At 69.6% G+C, this 20,949-nt stretch carries 18 protein-coding genes; 10 read left to right on the forward strand and 8 right to left on the reverse strand.

Annotated elements, in window-relative coordinates:
* Nucleotides 1-332 precede the first annotated feature (332 nt).
* Nucleotides 333-2,162, reverse strand: a complete 1,830-nt coding sequence (gene dnaA, locus ACFWRT_RS12005; protein WP_380954117.1) for a chromosomal replication initiator protein DnaA — start codon at nt 2,160-2,162, stop codon at nt 333-335.
* Between the two features lie 381 nt (nt 2,163-2,543).
* On the opposite strand from dnaA, the gene rpmH reads away from it, so the two are divergent.
* The 9 genes from rpmH (at nt 2,544) to ACFWRT_RS12050 (ending at nt 9,445) form a co-directional block, all read left to right on the forward strand.
* Nucleotides 2,544-2,681: a 50S ribosomal protein L34 gene (gene rpmH, locus ACFWRT_RS12010; RefSeq protein ID WP_003967884.1), complete on the forward strand. Its 138-nt coding sequence runs from the start codon at nt 2,544-2,546 to the stop codon at nt 2,679-2,681.
* A gap of 19 nt (nt 2,682-2,700) precedes the next feature.
* On the forward strand, nt 2,701-3,072 hold the full coding sequence (gene rnpA / locus ACFWRT_RS12015; protein ID WP_380954115.1) for a ribonuclease P protein component: 372 nt from the start codon (nt 2,701-2,703) through the stop codon (nt 3,070-3,072).
* Nucleotides 3,069-3,428: a membrane protein insertion efficiency factor YidD gene (gene yidD / locus ACFWRT_RS12020; RefSeq protein ID WP_380954113.1), complete on the forward strand. Its 360-nt coding sequence runs from the start codon at nt 3,069-3,071 to the stop codon at nt 3,426-3,428. The genes rnpA and yidD overlap by 4 nt, the downstream gene beginning before the upstream one ends.
* 3 nt (nt 3,429-3,431) lie before the next feature.
* Nucleotides 3,432-4,685 carry a membrane protein insertase YidC gene (gene yidC / locus ACFWRT_RS12025; protein WP_380954111.1) on the forward strand — a complete coding sequence of 418 codons (1,254 nt, stop codon included), beginning with the start codon at nt 3,432-3,434 and terminating at the stop codon, nt 4,683-4,685.
* A 14-nt stretch (nt 4,686-4,699) separates the two neighbouring features.
* Entirely contained in the window at nt 4,700-5,212 is a 513-nt protein-coding gene (locus tag ACFWRT_RS12030; RefSeq protein ID WP_380954109.1) for a Jag family protein, read from the forward strand.
* Nucleotides 5,213-5,321: 109 nt separating this feature from the next.
* On the forward strand, nt 5,322-6,038 hold the full coding sequence (gene rsmG, locus ACFWRT_RS12035; protein ID WP_380954107.1) for a 16S rRNA (guanine(527)-N(7))-methyltransferase RsmG: 717 nt from the start codon (nt 5,322-5,324) through the stop codon (nt 6,036-6,038).
* A 317-nt stretch (nt 6,039-6,355) separates the two neighbouring features.
* Nucleotides 6,356-7,429 carry a ParA family protein gene (locus tag ACFWRT_RS12040; RefSeq protein ID WP_380954105.1) on the forward strand — a complete coding sequence of 358 codons (1,074 nt, stop codon included), beginning with the start codon at nt 6,356-6,358 and terminating at the stop codon, nt 7,427-7,429.
* Nucleotides 7,426-8,505 (forward strand): ParB/RepB/Spo0J family partition protein, encoded by a 1,080-nt coding sequence (locus tag ACFWRT_RS12045; protein WP_380954103.1) that lies wholly within the window; start codon nt 7,426-7,428, stop codon nt 8,503-8,505. Before ACFWRT_RS12040 ends, ACFWRT_RS12045 begins: the two co-directional genes overlap by 4 nt.
* Before the next feature lie 322 nt (nt 8,506-8,827).
* The gene (locus tag ACFWRT_RS12050) at nt 8,828-9,445 is read left to right on the forward strand and encodes a GNAT family N-acetyltransferase (RefSeq protein WP_380955996.1); all 618 of its coding nucleotides are present in this window, start codon (nt 8,828-8,830) and stop codon (nt 9,443-9,445) included.
* Between the two features lie 82 nt (nt 9,446-9,527).
* Here ACFWRT_RS12050 and trxA read toward each other — a convergent pair whose 3' ends face one another.
* From trxA to ACFWRT_RS12085, 7 genes are all read right to left on the reverse strand, one after another.
* Nucleotides 9,528-9,863: a thioredoxin gene (gene trxA / locus ACFWRT_RS12055; protein WP_380955998.1), complete on the reverse strand. Its 336-nt coding sequence runs from the start codon at nt 9,861-9,863 to the stop codon at nt 9,528-9,530.
* A 44-nt stretch (nt 9,864-9,907) separates the two neighbouring features.
* Nucleotides 9,908-10,879 carry a thioredoxin-disulfide reductase gene (gene trxB / locus ACFWRT_RS12060; protein ID WP_380956000.1) on the reverse strand — a complete coding sequence of 324 codons (972 nt, stop codon included), beginning with the start codon at nt 10,877-10,879 and terminating at the stop codon, nt 9,908-9,910.
* A gap of 113 nt (nt 10,880-10,992) precedes the next feature.
* A complete protein-coding gene (locus ACFWRT_RS12065) occupies nt 10,993-11,997 on the reverse strand; it encodes an anti-sigma factor family protein (RefSeq protein ID WP_380956001.1) in 1,005 nt (334 codons plus the stop codon).
* The gene (sigM, locus tag ACFWRT_RS12070) at nt 11,994-12,710 is read right to left on the reverse strand and encodes an RNA polymerase sigma factor SigM (protein ID WP_380956002.1); all 717 of its coding nucleotides are present in this window, start codon (nt 12,708-12,710) and stop codon (nt 11,994-11,996) included. The genes ACFWRT_RS12065 and sigM overlap by 4 nt, the downstream gene beginning before the upstream one ends.
* Nucleotides 12,711-12,822: 112 nt before the next feature.
* Nucleotides 12,823-14,565, reverse strand: coding sequence for a protein kinase family protein (locus tag ACFWRT_RS12075; protein ID WP_380956003.1), 1,743 nt, complete (start codon nt 14,563-14,565; stop codon nt 12,823-12,825).
* 129 nt (nt 14,566-14,694) lie between these two features.
* Complete coding sequence (murJ, locus tag ACFWRT_RS12080) at nt 14,695-16,857, reverse strand: murein biosynthesis integral membrane protein MurJ (RefSeq protein ID WP_380956005.1); 2,163 nt, start codon at nt 16,855-16,857, stop codon at nt 14,695-14,697.
* Nucleotides 16,858-16,907: 50 nt separating this feature from the next.
* The gene (locus tag ACFWRT_RS12085) at nt 16,908-19,202 is read right to left on the reverse strand and encodes a DUF6049 family protein (RefSeq protein ID WP_380956007.1); all 2,295 of its coding nucleotides are present in this window, start codon (nt 19,200-19,202) and stop codon (nt 16,908-16,910) included.
* Nucleotides 19,203-19,384: 182 nt separating this feature from the next.
* On the opposite strand from ACFWRT_RS12085, the gene ACFWRT_RS12090 reads away from it, so the two are divergent.
* Nucleotides 19,385-20,827 (forward strand): CCA tRNA nucleotidyltransferase, encoded by a 1,443-nt coding sequence (locus tag ACFWRT_RS12090; RefSeq protein ID WP_380956009.1) that lies wholly within the window; start codon nt 19,385-19,387, stop codon nt 20,825-20,827.
* The last annotated feature ends 122 nt before the right edge of the window (nt 20,828-20,949 follow it).

The following is a 20,949-nucleotide window of genomic DNA, read 5'->3' on the forward strand; positions in this document are numbered from 1 at the left end:
CCCCTGTGGACGAGAAAACTGTCCACAGGCTGTGGATCACGGTTGACCACAAATCCCCAGCCATGTGACCTGGCCTGATGGAGTATCGGCAGGCGGGCCTGTGGACGCAATATGGACAACTTCCCGGTCCCCAGGCTGTGGACGGAAGAAAGTTCACACATCTGTGGAGAAGGGCCTCTGAACAGCCCGGATTCGAACAGTGCGGGGGTGGCGGAGGCCGCTGCGACGGCTTCCGGGGCTCCCCGGAACGTCCCCAGGAACGACGAAAGGCGCCTCGCGCGGACCGTGGGAGGTCGTCGCGAGGCGCCTTATGAGGCAGTGAGGAGCCCTCGTCAGCCGTTCTTGATGCGGTTGGTGAGCTCGGTGACCTGGTTGTAGATGGAGCGGCGCTCCGCCATCAGCGCCCGGATCTTCCGGTCCGCGTGCATCACCGTCGTATGGTCGCGGCCGCCGAACTGCGCGCCGATCTTCGGCAGCGAGAGATCGGTCAGCTCCCGGCACAGGTACATCGCGATCTGGCGCGCCGTCACCAGGACCCGGCTGCGCGAGGATCCGCAGAGGTCCTCCACGGTCAGACCGAAGTAGTCCGCGGTGGCCGCCATGATGGCCGGCGCGGTGATCTCCGGCGCCGACTCCTCACCGCCCGGGATGAGGTCCTTCAGCACGATCTCGGTCAGCCCGAGATCCACCGGCTGCCGGTTGAGGGAGGCGAAGGCCGTCACCCGGATCAGGGCGCCCTCCAGCTCACGGATGTTGCGCGAGATCCGCGAGGCGATGAACTCCAGGACCTCCGGCGGGGCGTTGAGCTGCTCCTGCACCGCTTTCTTACGGAGGATGGCGATCCGGGTCTCCAGCTCGGGCGGCTGGACGTCGGTGGTCAGACCCCACTCGAAGCGGTTGCGGAGCCGGTCCTCCAGCGTCACCAGTTGCTTGGGCGGCCGGTCCGAGGAGAGCACGATCTGCTTGTTCGCGTTGTGCAGCGTATTGAAGGTGTGGAAGAACTCCTCCTGCGTCGACTCCTTGCTCGCCAGGAACTGGATGTCGTCGACCAGGAGGATGTCGACATCGCGGTACCGCTTGCGGAAGGTGTCGCCCTTGCCGTCGCGGATCGAGTTGATGAACTCGTTGGTGAACTCCTCCGAGCTCACGTACCGCACCCGGGTGCCCGGGTAGAGGCTCCGCGCGTAGTGCCCGATCGCGTGCAGCAGGTGGGTCTTGCCGAGCCCCGACTCCCCGTAGATGAAGAGGGGGTTGTACGCCTTGGCGGGCGCCTCGGCGACGGCCACGGCGGCGGCGTGCGCGAACCGGTTGGAGGCGCCGATAACGAAGGTGTCGAAGAGGTACTTCGGGTTCAGCCGGGCGTGCGGCTCACCCGGTCCCGGCGCGGGCGCCGGCTGGGCGCCCATCGGACCGGGGCCGGGACCGCCGGTGCGCCCGGGGCCGGGACCGCCCTGGCGGTGCTGCTGGTCGTGGCGGTCGCGCTGCTGCTCGTACCCCTGGCGCTCGGGCGGCTGCGACCGGTAGTCGTGCTGCGGCTGCTGGGGGCGCCCGGTGCCGTAGGGCTCACGCCACTGCTCGGAGGGCTGGTCGCGGTACGACTCGGTCTCGCGGTACGTGTCTGAGGCGGGCTGCTCGCGGTCCTGGTAGCCCCCGTGGCGCGGCTGCTGCCAGGAGAGGTCCTCCTGGGTACGTGGCCAGGCACCCGGCTCGGGGCGCTGCTGCTGGTAGTCGGGGTAGGCCGGGCGGGCCGTCGGCATGCCGTCGTCGGAGGGGCGGTGGCCGTAACCGTCGTAGCCGTCGTCGCGCCCGTCGTCGCGCGGCTGGCCCTGGTAGCGGTGGCTCTGATGCGACTGGTGCATGGGGGGCGCCGGCGGCGAGGGCGGTTCGCCTGCGGAGTCGTCGACGGTGATCGCGATCCGGATGGGACGGCCGCACTCGCGGGTCAGCGTCTCGCTGATCAGTGGAGCGAGGCGGCCCTCCAGGACGCGCTTGCCCCATTCATTGGGGACGGCCAGGAGTGCGGTGTCGGCGACGAGTGCCAGCGGCTGGCAGCGCTCGATCCACTGCTTGTCCTTCGGCTCGATGCCCTGCTGGCCCTCCCCGAGGAGTTGTTCCAGCACTCGTGGCCACACTGCGGCAAGATCGGCAGGTACGTCAGCCACAAGGCACGCTCTCTCGCATGTCCCACGAATGTGTGGTTCTCGGGACGGGATGGGTCGGGATGGGTGAGGCCCGGCAGTCGGGAAGGAAAAGAACCGGAGTTCAGCCACGGTAGTCAGGCCGGGCCGCGCGGTTCAAGTTGTTGTCCACAGGCTGTGCACAATGGGGGGTCGCGCGGAGCCGGTTTGACCGGATGGCGTAGCCGCGCGTACCGTGACCAGGTCGAGTTGTCGATGGCTGCTGCCGCCTGCCTCCGATGGGCAAAGATCACGATCTGTGATTGTGAAGCGGTGCACTAAGGCGTTTACGCGAGTTCCTCGTGGGCGCACGGTGACAGCCAGGCGATGTCCCGCCAAGACACGAATCATTTCTGGAGCCCCCGAGTGAGCAAGCGCACCTTCCAGCCGAACAACCGCCGTCGCGCCAAGACCCACGGCTTCCGTCTGCGCATGCGTACCCGTGCCGGCCGCGCGATTCTCGCAAACCGCCGTGGCAAGGGCCGCAGCAGCCTGTCCGCCTGATCGCTCACAGGTCCATGACGTGCTGCCTACCGAGAATCGGCTGAGGCGGCGCGAGGACTTCGCGACCGCGGTACGACGAGGACGTCGAGCCGGACGTCCACTGCTCGTCGTCCATCTACGCAGCGGTGAAACGGACCCGCACGTGACGGGGGAGACTCTCCCCGCGCCGCGTGCGGGTTTCGTTGTCAGCAAAGCGGTGGGAGGCGCGGTCGTCCGCACCGCGGTGAAGCGCAGGCTTCGCCATCTGGTCCGCGACCGGCTGGCGCAGCTGCCCCCCGGTAGCCTTGTTGTCATACGAGCGCTGCCCGGTGCGGGCGACGCCGACCATGCACAGCTGGCCCGAGACCTGGATGCCGCCCTTCAGCGGTTGCTGGGAGGGGGCGCGAGATGAAGTACCCGCTGCTTGCCCTCATCAAGCTGTACCAGTGGACGATCAGCCCACTCCTCGGGCCTGTCTGCCGCTACTACCCGTCGTGTTCCCACTATGGATATACGGCTATCGACCGGCACGGTGCGATCAAGGGAACAGCGCTGACCGCCTGGCGCATCCTGCGGTGCAATCCGTGGTCACCCGGCGGTGTGGACCATGTCCCGCAACGCAAGCGTCCGCGGTGGCACGAGCTGCTGCGCAACGGCCTGCGCCGCGGCAAGGGCGGGGAGCCCGCCGCTGATGTGCCGTCCGGGGGGTCGGTCTCCGGACCTCCGAGCCCGGCCACAGAGACCTCGCCCAATGCTCAAGGAGCCTGATTAGTGGACACGATCGCCAGTCTGTTCAGCTTTATCACCACGCCCGTCTCGTGGGTCATCGTCCAGTTCCACAAGGTCTACGGAGCGCTCTTCGGCGATGACTCCGGGTGGGCCTGGGGCCTGTCCATCGTGTCCCTGGTGGTGCTGATCCGGATCTGCCTGATCCCGCTCTTCGTGAAGCAGATCAAGTCGACCCGCAACATGCAGGTGCTCCAGCCGAAGATGAAGGCGATCCAGGAGCGCTACAAGAACGACAAGCAGCGTCAGTCCGAAGAGATGATGAAGCTGTACAAGGAGACGGGTACCAACCCGCTCTCCTCGTGCCTTCCGATCCTGGCGCAGTCCCCGTTCTTCTTCGCCCTGTACCACGTGCTGTCGTCCATCGCCTCGGGCAAGAAGATCGGCGCGATCAACCAGGACCTGCTGGACAGCGCCCGGCAGGCCCACATCTTCGGCGCACCGCTGGCCGCGAAGTTCACCGACAGCGTCGACAAGCTCGCCTCGCTCGATGCCACGGTGCTGGACGTCCGGGTCGTCACCGCCGTCATGATCGTGCTGATGTCGGCCTCGCAGTTCTTCACCCAGCGCCAGCTGATGACGAAGAACGTCGACCTGACGGTGAAGACCCCGTACATGCAGCAGCAGAAGATGCTGATGTACATCTTCCCGGTCATCTTCGCTGTGATGGGTGTCAACTTCCCCGTCGGTGTCCTCGTCTACTGGCTGACCACGAACGTCTGGACCATGGGTCAGCAGATGTACGTGATCAACCAGAACCCGACGCCGGGCAGCAAGGCGCAGGACGCCTACCTCCAGCGGGTGCTCAAGACGGTGGACTCCCGTGGTCAGGTCCGCGGCCGGACGCAGCGCAGGACCGTCAAGGCGATCGTCGCCAAGGGGCCCGACCGTAACGACATCGAGCGCAAGTTCATCACCGGACTGAGCAAGATGAGCCTCGTCGCCCAGGAGGACGGCACCGTCAAGAAGGGCGAGGTCGTTCCTGAGGGAGAGGGCGCCGCGGCCAAGCGTCAGCAGCCCAAGCGCCAGACCAAGGCGAAGCGCCAGACGCACACCACCGCCTCCGCCGGGGCCAGGGACGAGGCGGAGGCCGGCTCCAAGACCTCGCTCCAGAAGCAGGACGCACCGCAGGACGACAAGCCGACGTCGGCGGGCAAGTCCGCCTCCGGCTCCTCACGCCAAGCCAAGTCCGGACAGCGCAAGGGCCCGCAGCGGCCCAAGCACCCGTCCAAGAAGTAAGAAGGAGTCCACCCGTGACGGAAGGCACCACCTCCACGGCCGCCGCTGAGGGCAGCGACACCCTGACGCGCCTGGAGCAGGAGGGGGAGATCGCAGCCGATTACCTCGAAGGCCTGCTCGACATCGCCGACCTCGACGGCGACATCGACATGGACGTCGAGGCGGACCGGGCCGCGGTATCGATCATCAGCGACTCCCCGCGTGAACTCCAGAAGCTCGTGGGGCGCGACGGTGAGGTGCTGGAGGCGCTCCAGGAGCTGACCCGGCTGGCGGTTCACCGGGAGACCGGCGACCGCAGCCGTCTGATGCTGGACATCGGCGGCTTCCGGGCCAAGAAGCGCGAGATCCTCGCCGAGCTGGGTGCCAAGGCCGCCAACGACGTCAAGACCTCGGGCGAGCCGGTCAAGCTGGACCCGATGACGCCGTTCGAGCGCAAGGTCGTGCACGACGCGATCGCCGCAGCCGGTCTCCGGAGCGAGTCGGAGGGCGAGGAGCCGCAGCGCTTCGTCGTCGTCCTCCCGGCCTGACCGGATCCTTGTACTGTCGGCCCCGTCTGTTCGCAGGCGGGGCCGATCTTTGTCAGCCTGATAGTCAGCCACCCCCAGTGGGCTAGTGCGGTACGGAAGGACGGTCCCCGTGACGGACGCTGCAGAGCTCCCCCAGGCACCTGAAGAGGCGCAGGCGGTATTCGGAGAGCTCTTCCCGGAGGCTGTCCGGTACGCGGAGCTGCTCGCCGATGCCGGGGTGAAGCGCGGCCTGATCGGACCGCGCGAGGTGCCGAGGCTGTGGGAGCGGCACCTGCTGAACTGCGCCGTGCTCTCCGAGGTGGTGCCGGAAGGCGTCACGGTCTGCGATGTGGGCTCGGGCGCCGGCCTGCCCGGTATCCCGCTGGCCCTGGTCCGCCCCGACCTCAAGATCACGCTGCTGGAGCCGCTCCTCCGCCGGACGAACTTCCTCCAGGAGGTCGTCGAACTGCTCGGCCTGGACCATGTCACGGTGGTGCGCGGCAGGGCCGAGGAAGTCCTCGGGACGCTTCAGCCCGTCCACGTGGTGACCGCCCGTGCCGTGGCGCCGCTGGACCGGCTGGCCGGCTGGGGCGTGCCCCTGCTGCGTCCGTACGGGGAGATGCTCGCGCTGAAGGGCGACACGGCCGAGGAGGAGATCAACGGCGCCCGGGCGGCTCTGAGCAAGCTCGGGGTGCTGGAGACCGAGGTGCTCCAGGTCGGCGCAGGCGTGGTCGATCCGCTGTCCACGGTGGTGCGTGTGGTGGTGGGCGAGAGCCCGGGCGGTGTGAGGTTCGCCGCAAAGAGGGCCAAGGCCGCGCGGGTGGGGCGCACCCGACGCCGCCGCTGACGGCTGCCGCTCGCGTCAGAGCCGGCCGGGCGGAGAGCGGTCCGGCATGGCCTGTTCCAGACGATCTCTGCCGCCTAGCAGTGAAATGCCGGGAAAGGGGCCATCTGTACGTCCTGCGGAGTGTCGTGGCCTGGTAGTTGCCACGCAGGGGCATCGTGTTTCACGTGAAACGTCGCTCTCTGCTGCAGGGAATCATCGGCCGCGGTCGTGCGGCTGCCACACCGCGCGACCGGAAGCCCGTACGGGTTACCGAGTTGTCCACACGCCCGGATTCATCCACAGATCAGCGGGCCTCGCTGGTTCACGACCCCGAAAGCATGGCAGGCTCTGCTCATTGCGAGCCTGAAGTCGAGGAGAGTGAACCGTTGCGGTCCGACGCCAACATCGCGGGACCGATGACCGATCCGGTCCCCGGTCCCCGAACCGAGTCCGTGGGGGACGGTGTTTCACGTGAAACACCGCCGCCGATGGACGACACCCCCATCGGTCGCGCCGCCCAGCTGGCGGTCGAGGCTCTCGGCCGCGCCGGTGAGGGGCTGCCTCGCCCGGACCGGACCCGCGTGATCGTGGTGGCCAACCAGAAGGGCGGGGTCGGTAAGACGACCACGACGGTCAACCTCGCTGCCTCGCTGGCCCTGCACGGTGCGCGGGTCCTGGTGGTCGACCTCGACCCCCAGGGCAATGCCTCCACGGCGCTGGGGATCGATCACCACTCCGATGTTCCGTCGATCTACGACGTACTGGTGGAGAGCCGGCCGCTCTCCGAAGTGGTGCAGCCTGTCCCGGACGTCGAGGGTCTCTTCTGCGCCCCCGCCACGATCGATCTCGCCGGTGCGGAGATCGAGCTCGTGTCGCTGGTGGCGCGGGAGAGCCGGCTCCAGCGGGCCATCCAAGCGTACGAGCAGCCGCTGGACTACATCCTCATCGACTGCCCGCCCTCCCTCGGTCTGCTCACGGTGAACGCGATGGTGGCCGGGGCGGAGGTGCTGATCCCCATCCAGTGCGAGTACTACGCGCTGGAGGGACTGGGTCAGCTACTGCGCAACGTCGACCTGGTGCGGGGCCACTTGAACCCCGATCTCCATGTCTCCACGATCCTGTTGACCATGTACGACGGCAGGACCAGGCTCGCCTCCCAGGTCGCCGAGGAGGTCCGTACCCACTTCGGCAAGGAAGTGCTGCGGACGAGCATCCCGCGTTCCGTCCGTATCTCCGAGGCGCCGAGTTACGGGCAGACCGTGCTGACCTACGACCCGGGGTCCAGTGGCTCGCTCTCGTACCTCGAAGCCGCCCGGGAGATCGCCCTGCGGGGTGTCGGGGTGCACTACGAGGCCCAGCACGCCCACGCGATTCAGAACAGCCAGCAGAACGTTTCGGAGGGCATTCAGTGAGTGAGCGACGTAGAGGGCTGGGGCGTGGGCTCGGTGCGCTGATCCCCGCCGCTCCCCAGGAGAAGCAGGTACCGGGACCCGGAGGCGGTTCCGCCTCCGGGGGAGGGCCGGTTCTGACGGCGGAGCGAGGGGTGGCGGCCGCGAAGGTGACCGCGCTGCCCTCGTCCCCGGTGGTGCCGGAGCCGGCGTCCGCGCCGGACCAGGAGTCGGGGACCTCCGGTGCGTACTTCGCCGAGCTGCCCATCGGCACGATCACGCCGAACCCCCGCCAGCCGCGTGAGGTCTTCGACGAGGACGCGCTGGCCGAGCTGGTCACCTCCATCAAGGAGGTGGGTCTTCTCCAGCCGGTCGTCGTACGCAAGGTGGGGACGGACCGCTACGAGCTCATCATGGGCGAGCGTCGTCTGCGGGCTTCCCGTGAGGCGGGTCTGGAGCGGATTCCGACCATCGTCCGCGACACGGACGACGAGAAGCTCCTCCTGGACGCGCTGCTGGAGAACCTTCACCGGGCTCAGCTGAACCCGCTGGAGGAGGCTGCCGCGTACGACCAGCTTCTCAAGGACTTCAAGTGCACCCATGACCAGTTGGCCGACCGGATCGGGCGGTCCCGGCCCCAGGTGTCCAACACGCTGCGGCTCCTGCGCCTCTCGCCGCCGGTGCAGCGGCGGGTGGCCGCGGGCGTCCTCTCGGCCGGCCACGCCCGGGCGCTGCTGTCGGTGGACGACTCCGAGGAGCAGGACCGGCTGGCCCACCGCATCGTGGCGGAGGGGCTCTCGGTCCGCGCGGTCGAGGAGATCGTGACGCTCATGGGTTCGCATCCCACGAGCTCGCCCAAGCCGAAGGGCCCCCGGGCCGGTGCGCGGCTGTCCCCCGCACTGTCCGACCTGGCGACCCGGCTCTCCGACCGCTTCGAGACCCGGGTGAAGGTCGACCTGGGCCAGAAGAAGGGGAAGATCACCGTCGAGTTCGCCTCGATGGAGGATCTGGACCGCATCCTCGGCTCCCTCGCCCCGGGTGAGGGAAAGGTGCTGGAGCGTCGTCTAGCCGAGGCGCCTGACGAGGACGACGAGAGCTGACTCCCCTGGCGTCCGCTTGCCCGTAGGACCGCGTGCAGGGCGGGCCGTGTTCCGGTGCTCACCGGAACACGGCCCGCCCTTTGCCCTCTCTCGGTATCCGCATCACCTCTGGGTGGATACGATGCGATCTGGGATGGCGCATCCACGGTGATCGACCTCGGAGGAGGGCGGGGACCTTGCGAACAGTGAGCCGCAGCCGGCTGGTGACGGTCGGGCTGGGCCTGGGAGCCGTCGGGGGATTCGTCGGCAGTCTGTTCCACGAACGGAACGCGCTGGCGGCCGCACGCGATGCGGCGGGCGAGAGAAGCGAGGGATCGCCGCCATGGGGCGTCGGCTTGTACCGCTCACCTTGGACAACCTTCAGGATCTCCCCGAGCGCTGCCGCGCGTGCGTCTTCTGGGAGCTTGACCCGGTCAGCGGGGAAGCCGCGGTAAAGGCGGGCAAGCCGGAGCTGGAGAAGGAGGCCTGGATCTCCGCGGTGCTCCTGGAGTGGGGCTCCTGCGGCCGGGTGGTCTACGTGGACGACGTCCCGGCGGGGTTCGTCCTCTACGCCCCTCCTGCCTACGTCCCGCGCTCGACGGCCTTCCCCACCAGCCCGGTCTCCCCCGACGCCGTCCAGCTCGTCACCGGCTTGATCGTTCCGGGGTATCAGGGCCAGGGGCTGGGGCGCGTCATGGTGCAGACGGTGGCCAAGGACGTACTGCGCCGGGGCTTCAAGGCGATCGAGGCGTTCGGATGTGCCCAGCCGGAGGAGTTCGGCTGCGTGCTCCCGGCGGATCACCTGCTGGCGGTCGGCTTCAAGACCGTGCGGCCCCACCCCCGGTATCCGCGGCTGAGGCTGGAACTGCGGACGACGCTCTCCTGGAAGGAGGACGTCGAGATGGCCCTCGACCGGCTTCTGGGGGCCGTGCAGAAGGAACCGGTGCTGCGCCCGCTCTGATCGAACGCCGCATACGCGAACGGGCCCACCCCGCTGAAGGGGTGGGCCCGTTTCACGTGAAACATCGCGCAGGGGCGCGCGACTACTTGGCGGTGATGAAGCCTTCGAGGTCGCGGAGGATCGCGGCCTTCGGCTTGGCGCCGACGATGGTCTTGGCGACCTCGCCGCCCTGGTAGACGTTCAGCGTCGGGATGGACATCACGCCGTACTTGGCGGCGGTGGCCGGGTTCTCGTCGATGTTGAGCTTGACGATCTCGATCTGGTCGCCGTGCTCCGCCGCGATCGCTTCCAGCGAGGGAGCGATCTGACGGCACGGGCCGCACCAGGCAGCCCAGAAGTCGACCAGAACGGGCTTGTCGCTCTTGAGGACGACATCGTCGAACGTGTCGTCGGTTACGTGCTTCAGGTCGCCGGCCACGGCGGCCTCCTTAGTCTCTCGGGGTGGGCGTGCGGTGGGGAAGTTCAGACGGCCGGGGTCTTCTCCGGCTCGGCGGGCTCCACGTCGGCCAGCGCGGCGAGGAAGCGCTCGGCGTCCAGCGCCGCGGAGCAGCCGGTGCCGGCGGCGGTGATCGCCTGCCGGTAGGTGTGGTCGACCACGTCACCGGCGCCGAAGACGCCGGTCAGGTTGGTGCGGGTGGAGGGTGCCTCGACCTTCAGGTACCCCTCGTCGTCGAGCTCCAGCTGGCCCTTGAAGAGCTCGGTGCGCGGGTCGTGCCCGACGGCGATGAAGAGGCCGGTCACCGGGAGCTCGGAGAGCTCGCCGGTCTTGGTGTTCCGCAGGGTCAGCCCCGAGAGCTTCTGCTCACCCTTGACCTCGGCGACCTCGCTGTCCCAGGCGAACTTGATCTTCGGGTCGGCGAAGGCCCGGTCCTGCATCGCCTTGGAGGCGCGCAGGGTGTCGCGGCGGTGGACGATCGTGACGGACTTGGCGAAGCGGGAGAGGAAGGTCGCCTCCTCCATCGCCGTGTCGCCGCCGCCGACCACGGCGATGTCGTGGTCCTTGAAGAAGAAGCCGTCGCAGGTGGCGCACCAGGAGACACCGCGGCCGGAGAGGGCATCCTCGTTGGGCAGTCCGAGCTTGCGGTGCTGGGAGCCGGTGGTGACGATGACGGCCTTGGCGCGGTGCACGGTACCCGCCGTGTCGGTGACCGTCTTGATGTCGCCGGAGAGGTCCACGGCGACGACGTCGTCGGGAACCAGCTCGGCGCCGAAGCGCTCGGCCTGGGCTCGCATGTTGTCCATGAGCTCGGGGCCCATGATGCCGTCCTGGAAGCCGGGGAAGTTCTCCACGTCGGTGGTGTTCATCAGTGCGCCGCCGGCCGTGACCGCGCCCTCGAAGACCAGCGGGTTCAGTGAGGCACGAGCGGTGTAGAGCGCGGCCGTGTACCCGGCCGGTCCGGAGCCGATGATGATCACATTACGGACGTCGCTCACGGGTTCTTCCTCGTCTCTGCAGACTGCCTACTGCCTACGGGGTCGGTTCAACGACTCTCACCCCACCCAACGGATCCTACGGGTGTTGCATTCCCGACGTGCCGTAGCGGTCCTCAGGCGCGGTCGTACGCCTCTGTGAGCAGCAGCCGACCGGTCGACCCGGGAGCGGTGTCCACGCAGGAGGAGGCCACGACGTAGGCCTGGACGCGGGTGGGGTCGCTCGGGTGCGGAAGGACGACGAGGAAGGCGTCCGTCCCCTGATAGGTCCCCTCATCGATGGCGAGGGCCGGTGTGGTGCGGCCGGTGGCCTGCTGCACGCACGGGGGTACGGCGACGGCAGGGGCGACGAGCGGGCTCCTGGAGGCCTTGGTGCCGGGAGACTCCGCCTCGGGCACCGCCTGTTCGTCCGTGCTCGGCGCCTGCTTCTGCCCGCTGAAGTCCTCCTTGCCGGCTCCGCCGGCCAGCAGGTCCTGGACCGTGGTTTCGAGAGTCTCCTGGGAGTAGCCGTGCGTCCCGCTCTCCGAGGCGCTGACGGCCCGGTCGGCGGCCGAGCCCGACGAGTCGGAGGACGACGGCAGGTTCTGGAGGAAGAGGACGCTCATACCGATGAGTGCGGCGCCGCACGCGGTGCCCAGGAACACCGCTCGCCGACGACGGCGGGTGCGGCTGCGCCCGGGGCCCGTGGACCCGTGGGGGCGGCCCGCGGGGCGGGCCGGGGAGGAGCCGGTGCGGGGCGTCACGGAGGACGGGTCGCCGGGCTCCGTACTCACTGTTTCACGTGAAACATCGGCGTCTTCACGTGAAGCATCGGCATCGCGTGAGGCAGCGGTGGCCCGGGAGTCGTCGGCCGCCTCATCGGCGGGGGAGCCCGGACGGGCCTCGGCGGCGAGCGCCGCGTCGATCCGGGCGGCGATGTCTTCGGGCATCGGCTCGGGGTCCGGCAGGGCGCCGAGCAGCTCGCGGACCTCCTCCAGGGAGTCCCGTACCTCCGCGCACAGCTCGCACTCCGCGAGGTGGTCGCGGATCTCCTCCGCGCGGGAAGGGGTGAGCAGCCCCTCGGTGAGATCGGAGATCTCGGAGACCTCCGGGTGCTGGGCCGTGCCGGTCGTGGATGTCACGGGCGTCCACCTCCTCCCTTCACAGCGGCCGCGTCGTTCGCTCCTGTGTCCTTCGGTCCTGACGCAGGTGGGACGGATGCGCCGGGCGTCCGGTTCCTTCCGGTGACGTGGCTCTCCCCGTCGGGGTTCTCGTCGCCGGTGGCGCCGCGCAGGTGCCGGACCAGGGGGGCCAGTCTCGCCCGTCCCCGGGCGCACCGGCTCTTCACGGTCCCGGTCGGTACGCCCAGGATGTCGGCGGCCTCGGCCACGGGATAGCCCTGCATGTCGACCAGGACGAGGGCCGCGCGCTGTTCGGCGGGGAGGGTGGCCAGGGCGGCGAAGAGCTGGCGGTGCAGATCCTGCCGTTCGGCGGGGGCCTCGGCCGACTCGTGGGGTTCCAGGAGCTGGTCGAGCCGCTCCGCGTCGTCCACCGGTGACGTCTTACGGGAGGCGGCCTTGCGGACCCGGTCGAGGCAGGCGTTGACGGTGATGCGGTGCAGCCAGGTCGTGACGGCGGACTGGCCGCGGAAGGTGTGGGCGGCGCGGAAGGCGGAGACGAGGGCGTCCTGGACGGCGTCGGCCGCCTCTTCCCTGTCCCCCAGGGTGCGCAGCGCCACGGCCCACAGCCGGTCGCGGTGGCGGCGTACGAGTTCACCGAAGGCGTCGGGATCGCCCGCCACATGGCGGGCGAGCAGGTCCGCGTCGCCCGGTGCCTCTGGTGGAACGGAATCCACCGTGCTCCCCCTCCGAACCGGATCCGATGTCGTGTGCCACATTAACGGGCCGCGCGCCGGGTGATCAGGACCGGTGCGGAGTCTCCACACCAGCTCCTGATCGGCCTCCTGATCAGCCGAGGACGGAGATGTCGTTGATCCCGCCGCGATAGCCGCCGGTGCCGTCCGCGGCCAGTTCCGTGATGTGGATCAGGACGTAGCGCGTCCGGACGGGCTTCTCCAGCTCTTCCTTGAGGGTCTTCCCCGCGACCTGCTTCTCGGCGATCCGCTGCGGGAAGTCCGCCGACGAGGAGGGTGACGAGGCGTCCGGGTCCGCGGCGAACACGGCGGTCGTCTGACCGCTGCGGTACATGTCCACATCGATGGCGCGGACATCCTGGACCTTCCCCAGGTCGACGATGATCCCGCTGCCCTGCCGGCGCTGCGGGAGGTTGCCGAAGTTGGCGAAGCCCAGGTAGCGGTTGGTGACCCAGGCCGAGGAGGAGTTGTCGTCGATGGCGTTCGGTACGTCCCCCGGCTGGATGCCCGAACCGTCGGGCGTGAACTCGGTGGCGTCCGCGATGGTCAGCGGCTCGGGCGGGGCGGGTGCCGGCTTCTCGTCGTCGGTCGGCTGGGTGACGCCGGTGTCGTCGGAGCCCTTGCGCTGGTCGAGCAGGATCTCCGCGAGCTGCCAGCTGCCTAGGCCGAGCGCGGCGATGAGGAGTGCCGAGACGCTCCACTTGAGTACCCGTCCGGTACGGCTCTGGAGGGGCGCCGGGGGGGCTGCCAGCACCGGCTGGGTTACGGACGATGGATGGCTGGACGGCCGTCCGTAGGTGCCCTGCTGATACGTCGTCCGCTGGTAGACCGGCTGCTGGTAGACGGGCTGCGCGGCGAAGGTGGGCTCCGGCGGCAGGACGCGCGGCATGGCCGCGACGGCCTTGGCCAGTTCGTCCGGGGTCGTGCAGGGCGGTTCCTGCCGGGAGGCGGTGGCCCCGTCGTTGGCCAGGGCGCGCATGGCGAGCTCGGAGAGGCCGCGGTGGACGCCGGCGCGGACCTGGTCCGGAGCGATGAGCCCCATGCCCTTGGGCAGCCCGGAGAGACCGTACGCGTCGCTCTCGTACGGCCAGCGCTTGGTCAGCGCCGCGTACAGGAGTGCGCCGATCGCCTCGGTGTCCTGACGCAGGGGGTGTTCGGAGGTGATGCCGCGCAGCGCGGCGTTCACGGCGAGGCCGCGGATCCGGTACTGGCCGGTGGAACTGCGCAGCACGGCGCCGGGGGTGAGGCGGAGGTGCGTCAGGCCCTCACGGTGGGCGGCTGCCATCGCTTGGGAGAGCTGGCTGACGAGTTGGTAGGCGTCGTGGGCGTCCATCGGCCCGGCGGCCAGCAGAGCGGTGAGCTCGGTGGCGTCCGGGAGCCATTCGTGGACGACGTAGACGAGGTCGTCCTCCTCGACGGCGTCCAGGACCTGGACGAAGCGGGGATCGCCGAGCAGGGCGGACGACCGGGCCGCGGCCAGCACGGAGCGGGCCCGGGGATGGTTCGCGGGCAGCAGGTGGACGCCGACCGCACGGCGCAGTTTCTCGTCGACCGCCCGCCAGCTGCTGAAGCCGTCCAGCCGGGTGACGCACTCCTCCAGGCGGTAGCGCTCGGCCAGTTTGTGGCCGCTGTGGACGTCGGGGGCCGCCGGAACGGTCTCGGAACGTGCCCGCCCGCCGTCGTGACCCTTGGGGTTCTCGGGCGTCTCGGGGCTTGCGCCCTCGGTCTCCTCGGCCTGCGCCGTTCCGTCGTTCGTGGCCTGGTCCGCCTTGGCGGCCAGCGGCTCGTCGCCGCCGTTGTCGGCCACGTCGACGGCAGCCGTGCTACGTTCCGCCACCGTCGTTCCTGCCTCCCCATCCGTTGCGCGAAGCCGGCCAGCTCGCCACAGTCACGCCAATTGTGCCCACACTCCGGCGCTATCCACGACACGCGGAGTCCGGCGATGGTTGTGCGGCCGTGCGCTCATTCAGCGTCCGAGCCGTCCACGGACCATGCCGACCAGGCCGTTGACCTCTTCGATGCGCATCTTCTTCGCCGCGACGAAGAAGACGCCCATGAGGAGGGTGCCGCCGCAGATCAGCGCGGCCAGCGATCCGAGAGCGCTGGTACCGAGGAGTTCGAGGATCGCGAATCCGATACCGCCGCCGATGACGGCCGCGGGTACCGCCGCCATGCAGAGCCGGGCGTAGGTCCGCACGATATGCGCACCGTCCAGGTCGCCGCCGAGCCGGGTGCGCAGTCGGCGCCAGGCGACACCGACGCCGACCGCGTAGGCCAGGCCGTAGGAGAAGGCCATGCCGACGACGGCCCAGCGGGCGGGCAGGACGACGTAGCAGAGGGCGGAGGCGGCGGCGTTGACGGCCGCCACGATGACCGTGTTGTAGAAGGGGGTGCGGGTGTCCTCGTACGCGTAGAAGCCGCGGAGTACGACGTACTGCACGGAGTACGGGATCAGGCCGAGCGCGAACGCCATCAGGATGAAGCCCATGGAGCGGGCGGCCTCGGCGCCGCTGGAGGCGTACAGCAGGGTGCACATCGGCAGGCCGAGCGCCAGGAAGGTGAAGGCGACCGGGACGATGGCGACGGCGGAGTTGCGCAGCCCCTGCGAGATGTCGTCGCGGACCGCGCCGGGGTCGTTGTCGTGGGCGGCCCGGGAGATGCGGGGCAGTAGCGCGGCCATGACGGAGACGGTGATGATGGCCTGCGGCATGCCCCAGATCAGCTGCGCGTTGGAGTAGGCCAGGAAGCCGGTGCCGTCCTTGCCGGACAGCTTGCCCGCCGCGGTGGCGAGCTGCGTGACGACCAGGACGCCCGCCTGGTTGGCCAGGACGAACAGCACGGTCCACTTGGCCAGCTTGACCGTCTTGCCGAGCCCGTGGCCCTTCCAGTCGAAGCGGGGGCGGAAGCGGAAGCCCGCCTCGCGCAGGTACGGGATCATCGCCAGCGCCTGGACGGCCAGCCCGAGCAGGGTGCCGATGCCCAGCAGCCGGATGCCCTCCGGCGGGATGGTGTCCACGCCCATCCGGGACTGGGCGGAGGTGCCGTAGACCCAGATGAAGAGGCCGAACGTGATGATCATGACGATGTTGTTGAGGACCGGGGTCCACATCATCGCGCCGAACTTGCCCCGGGCGTTCAGGATCTGACCCATCACCACGTGCACGCCCATGAAGAAGATGGTGGGCAGGCAGTACCGGGCGAAGGTGACGGCGACGCTGTTGGCGGCGACGTCGTCGGCGATGGTGTTCGACATCAGCTGGATCAGCACCGGCGCGACGAGGACCGCGATGGCCACGATCAGACCGAGCGCGACCATGACCAGGGTCAGCAGCCGGTTGGCGAAGGCCTCGCCACCGTCCTCGTCGTCCTTCATGGCGCGGACGAGCTGCGGGACGAAGACCGAGTTGAGACCGCCGCCGACGGTGAGGATGTAGATCATGGTCGGCAGCGTGTACGCGATGGTGAAGCTGTCACCGAGCAGCGCTGCGCCGAGAGCCGCGGTGATGACCAGGGACCGGATGAAACCGGTGAGCCGGGAGACGAGGGTGCCGGCCGCCATCAGCGCGCTGGACTTCAGCACCCCGGAGAACTTGCCGCCGCCGGACTTCGGCGGGACGGGAGCGGGCAGCGGCTCCGGCTGGGCCGGGACCGGCGGTTTCCCGGACCCTTCCTGGTCCCGGAAGAGGTGGGCGAAGGCGTCCGGCTCCCGACGGTCGTCCGACGCCTGCGTGACCAGGTCGTCGACGCCGACGAACTGCGTGGTCGCCGGGTGGTCGCCGTACGGGAGGTGGCGCGAGGGCCCCGAGGGCTCGGGAGGCGGCGTCTGGGCCCAGATGCGCGGGTCGGGGGCGTACGGGGCCGCGGGCGGCTGCTGGTACAGCGCCTGCGGCTCCTGGTAGGTGCCGGGGGGCGGCGGCGGGTGGGACGCGCGGTCGTAGAGCGCCTCGCCCACCGGGTCCTGGGCCGCGAGGTCCCGCGCCCGGTACGGGTCGTCCTCGTAGGCGTGCTGGAGGTACGGGTCGGGCGGCACCTGGCCGTCCTGGCCCGGGCCCGGAGGGACCGGGGGGCCGGACGGAGACCCCGCTCCGCCGGCGCCCTGGCCGCGGTCACCGTCGTACGGCGCGTTCATCGAAACCCCTACCTCGTCGTCCCCGGCCGGCCGGCCATGACGGACATCGCTCAACGGTCCACTTTCTCACCCGTTCCCGACGGGGCCCCGCTTTCCGGTCCGGTGTCCGGGGTCGGGTCACTCGGCTGCTCGGGTTCGCCGCCGTCGCCGTTCGCCGTGTCGCTTGCCACGGCGCGCTTGCGGTGGCTGTACATCCTGACCCCGGCCAGCACCAGGAGGAGCAGTCCGCCGGCGATGACGAGCAGGACGGTGGGGGTGACCTCGGAGACCTTCACGGTGAAGGTCATCTCCTCGCCGTACGGCGTGCCGTCCTCGGTGAAGAGCCGGGCGGTCACCTGGGCGCGTCCGTTGGCGCTGGTCGCCGTGTCGAACTTCACCGACTGGCTGTGCCCGCCCCCGATCCGGACCGGCAGTTCGGCCATCGTCCCGCCGTCGTTGAACTTCAGGCGGATGTTGTCCGACTTCAGCCTCAGGACGAGCCGGTCGACGCCCTGCACCAGCTTGTTCTGCACGGTCACCGGGATCGTCGCGCTGCGGCCGGAGAGGGTGACGTCCGACTTGTCGATCAGCTGGACCTCGCCGGTGAGGTCCTTGAGGTGCTTGAGCACGTTGCCCCGGTAGGTCTGCGCCTCCTGGGAGCGGCCCCGCCAGGACGTCGACATCGAGCGGTTGACCGCGTTGCCGAAGGGGGTCACCACGCGCTCGGGCAGCGTGAGGATGGTCTCGAAGCTGTCGATGGAGCCCTGGGTGGTGCGGATGTCCTGGAACGCCTGGGTGGGCAGCTCCTGGCTGCGGAGCTTCTTCGGGTACGCGGAGGCCCGCGGCACCTTCGTGGTCGCCAGCGGATCCGGCTTCGCCTCGGCGGCGGCCACCAGGTCCTGCGGCTGCGTCCAGCGGTCGCCCGAGAGGGCCTCCAGGGCGCGCGCCATCGACTGCGCCTGGGCGGCCGTGGGCATCCGCTGGGGTGCCACGACGATGCTGCGTTCCTTGTCCGGCGCCTGCTCGTTCAGTGCGAGGGTCTGCGCGAGGAAGTTCTGGACCGCGAGGGTCGAGGCGCCCGCCCGGACCATGCTGCGGTCGAACACGGCCGAGAGCCGGGAGTCGGCGACGACGGCGGTGGTGCCTCCGCCGATCGGCCGTGCCGCCGTCGGGGTGTACGGCAGGCCACCCATCTCCGGGAAGCTGTCGCTGCGGGCGATCACATGATGGGCGCCCGCGGAGGTCGCCACATCCACGATGCCCGGGTCGACCGCACCGTTCACGGGCCAGGCGAAGTCGGTGGACGGCTTCACGTGGAGGATGGTCTCCACCGTGGTGGCGCCCACCGTGGAGGCGTTCTGCAGATGGCTGAGCGTGCCGGAGACGTTCTTGCCCCGGTGCGCGATGGAGGCCAGGTCCGGGTCGGCGAACGGCAGAGCGATCACCTTGCCGTCCTCGACGACCTTCTGCAGGGCGGTGATCCACTGCCCGGCGACGGCTCGGTTCTTGCCCGGCACGGTCGTGTCACCGGACTTGACCTCGTAGCCCCCGGCCATCGCGGCGACGCTCGCCAGCAGGTCCGGGTCGATGACCCAGGTGACGGGGAGCCTGCTGCCGAGGGCGACCATCTGCTGGAGACGTCCGCCCGGGGCCAGCTCCTCGGCCAGCTTGTCGTCGGCGAACACCGGCGTCTGCTGTTCGTCCGAGCGCGTCTCGGCGGTGACGTGCGGAGAGGCGATCAGCGGCCAGAGGAAGGTGAGCTTCGTCCTCTCGTCGCTCTTCCCGGGCTGCCAGGGGAGGTACGAGCGCTCGATGCCCAGCACCTGCTCGTAGGGGGTGGCTGCCGTGCGGCCGGAGACCGAGACTCCCAGCTGGTAGACGCCCGACGCGTCGAGGTCCAGCTTGTCGACGGGAACGGTGAGGGTGAAGTTCTGGCTGATCCCCTTGGCAAGCTGGGGGATCTTCACCGTGTACTTGTCGTCGATCGGTTCCGGGTCGGCGCCCGGGGTGTAGCCCTGGCGCTTGGCGGCGTCGTCGACCTCTCCCCGGCCGGAGAGCCGGGGTCCCACCCGCAGGTCGACCTCGGCGTCGTCGATCGTCTCCTTGCCCTGGTTGGTGAGCGTCCCGGAGACCGTGAGGGTGTCCCCCTCGACGGGGGCTGCGGGGGAGAGCGTGTCCAGGGACACATCGACCGTGCGCGATCCCGTGGGGGCCTTCACCGGTTCGGCGGCCCCCGCGCTCCCGGTGGCCGGGACGGCCAGCAGTCCGGCCAGCAGCGGTGCTCCGAGGACCACGGAGACCGTGCGCCGCAGCCATCGGCGGGCAGGAGAGGGACGCGTCCCCTGGATGTCTGCCGCCTGGGCCACGCGCTTACCCGTCCCTCGTCGTCATCGGAGTCTGTCGATCGTTGTCGGTCCTGCGTCCCCGCATGGTAACGAGGTGCGGAGGGCCGAAGTGCTGGGGTCCGGTTCACATGATCGCGGGAGGCCCGCAGGGTCCGGATAAACGATGACGCCGGGGCCGGTCGGTGCACGTACCCTTTTCTGTTGTGCCGAATGCCAACGAAGAGAACGCCAGTGCCCTGAACCAGGTGCAGCATCGCGCGGTGAGTGAGCTGCTGCGTGTGTCCCCGGTCGCCGATGACCTCGCCCGCCGCTTCCAGGGGGCCGGATTCGGCCTCGCGCTGGTCGGCGGCTCGGTCCGCGACGCGCTGCTCGGCAGGCTCGGGAACGACCTGGACTTCACCACCGACGCCCGCCCCGAGGACGTACTGGCCATCGTCCGCCCCTGGGCCGACGCGGTCTGGGAGGTCGGGATCGCCTTCGGCACCGTCGGCGCCCAGAAGGACGGCTACCAGATCGAGGTCACGACCTACCGGTCGGAGGCGTACGACAGGACCTCGCGCAAGCCGGAGGTTTCCTACGGCGACTCCATCGAGGACGACCTCGTGCGCCGGGACTTCACGGTCAACGCGATGGCCGTCGCGCTGCCGGATAAGGAGTTCGTCGACCCGCACGGCGGCCTGAAGGACCTGGCCGACCGCGTCCTGCGCACCCCGGGGACACCTGAGGCCTCCTTCTCGGACGACCCGCTGCGCATGCTGCGTGCCGCCCGGTTCGCGGCGCAGCTGGACTTCGAGGTCGCCCCCGAGGTCGTCACCGCGATGACGGAGATGGCCGGCCGGATCGAGATCGTCTCCGCCGAGCGGGTCCGCGAGGAGCTCAACAAGCTCCTTCTCTCCGCCCACCCCCGCAAGGGCCTGGGCCTTCTCGTCGACACCGGGCTGGCCGGCCATGTGCTGCCCGAGCTCCCCGCGCTGCGGCTGGAGAGTGACGAGCATCACCGCCACAAGGACGTCTACGAGCACTCGCTGACCGTCCTGGAGCAGGCCATCGACCTGGAGGAGGACGGTCCCGACCTCGTTCTGCGGCTGGCGGCCCTGCTCCACGACATCGGCAAGCCGAGGACGCGGCGGTTCGAGAAGGACGGCCGGGTCTCCTTCCACCACCACGAGGTGGTGGGCGCCAAGATGACCAAGAAGCGCATGACCGAGCTGAAGTACTCCAACGACCTGGTCAAGGACGTGTCGAAGCTGGTCGAGCTCCACCTGCGCTTCCACGGGTACGGCGACGGGGAGTGGACCGACTCCGCCGTCCGCCGGTACGTGCGCGACGCCGGGCCGCTCCTCGAACGCCTCCACAAGCTGACCCGGTCGGACTGCACGACCCGGAACAAGCGCAAGGCGAACGCCCTCTCCCGGACCTACGACGGGCTGGAGGAGCGGATCGCCCTGCTCCAGGAGCAGGAGGAGCTCGACTCCATCCGCCCGGATCTGGACGGCAACGAGATCATGCGGACGCTGGGGGTGGGCCCCGGACCGGTGATCGGCAAGGCGTACGCGTTCCTGCTGGAGCTGCGTCTGGAGCATGGCCCGATGGAGCGTGACGCGGCGGTGGCGGCGCTCAAGGAATGGTGGGCGGAGCAGGGCTGAGTCGGTGGGGGTGATGTTTCACGTGAAACATAACCCCCCCCCGCGTTGGGGGGGGGGGGGGGTTTTTGTGGGAAAAACGCCCCCCCCCCCCACCCCCCACACACAACCGGGGGCGGCCGCCC

The organism is Streptomyces cyaneofuscatus, assembly GCF_042718795.1.
Classification (GTDB): domain Bacteria; phylum Actinomycetota; class Actinomycetes; order Streptomycetales; family Streptomycetaceae; genus Streptomyces; species Streptomyces cyaneofuscatus_A.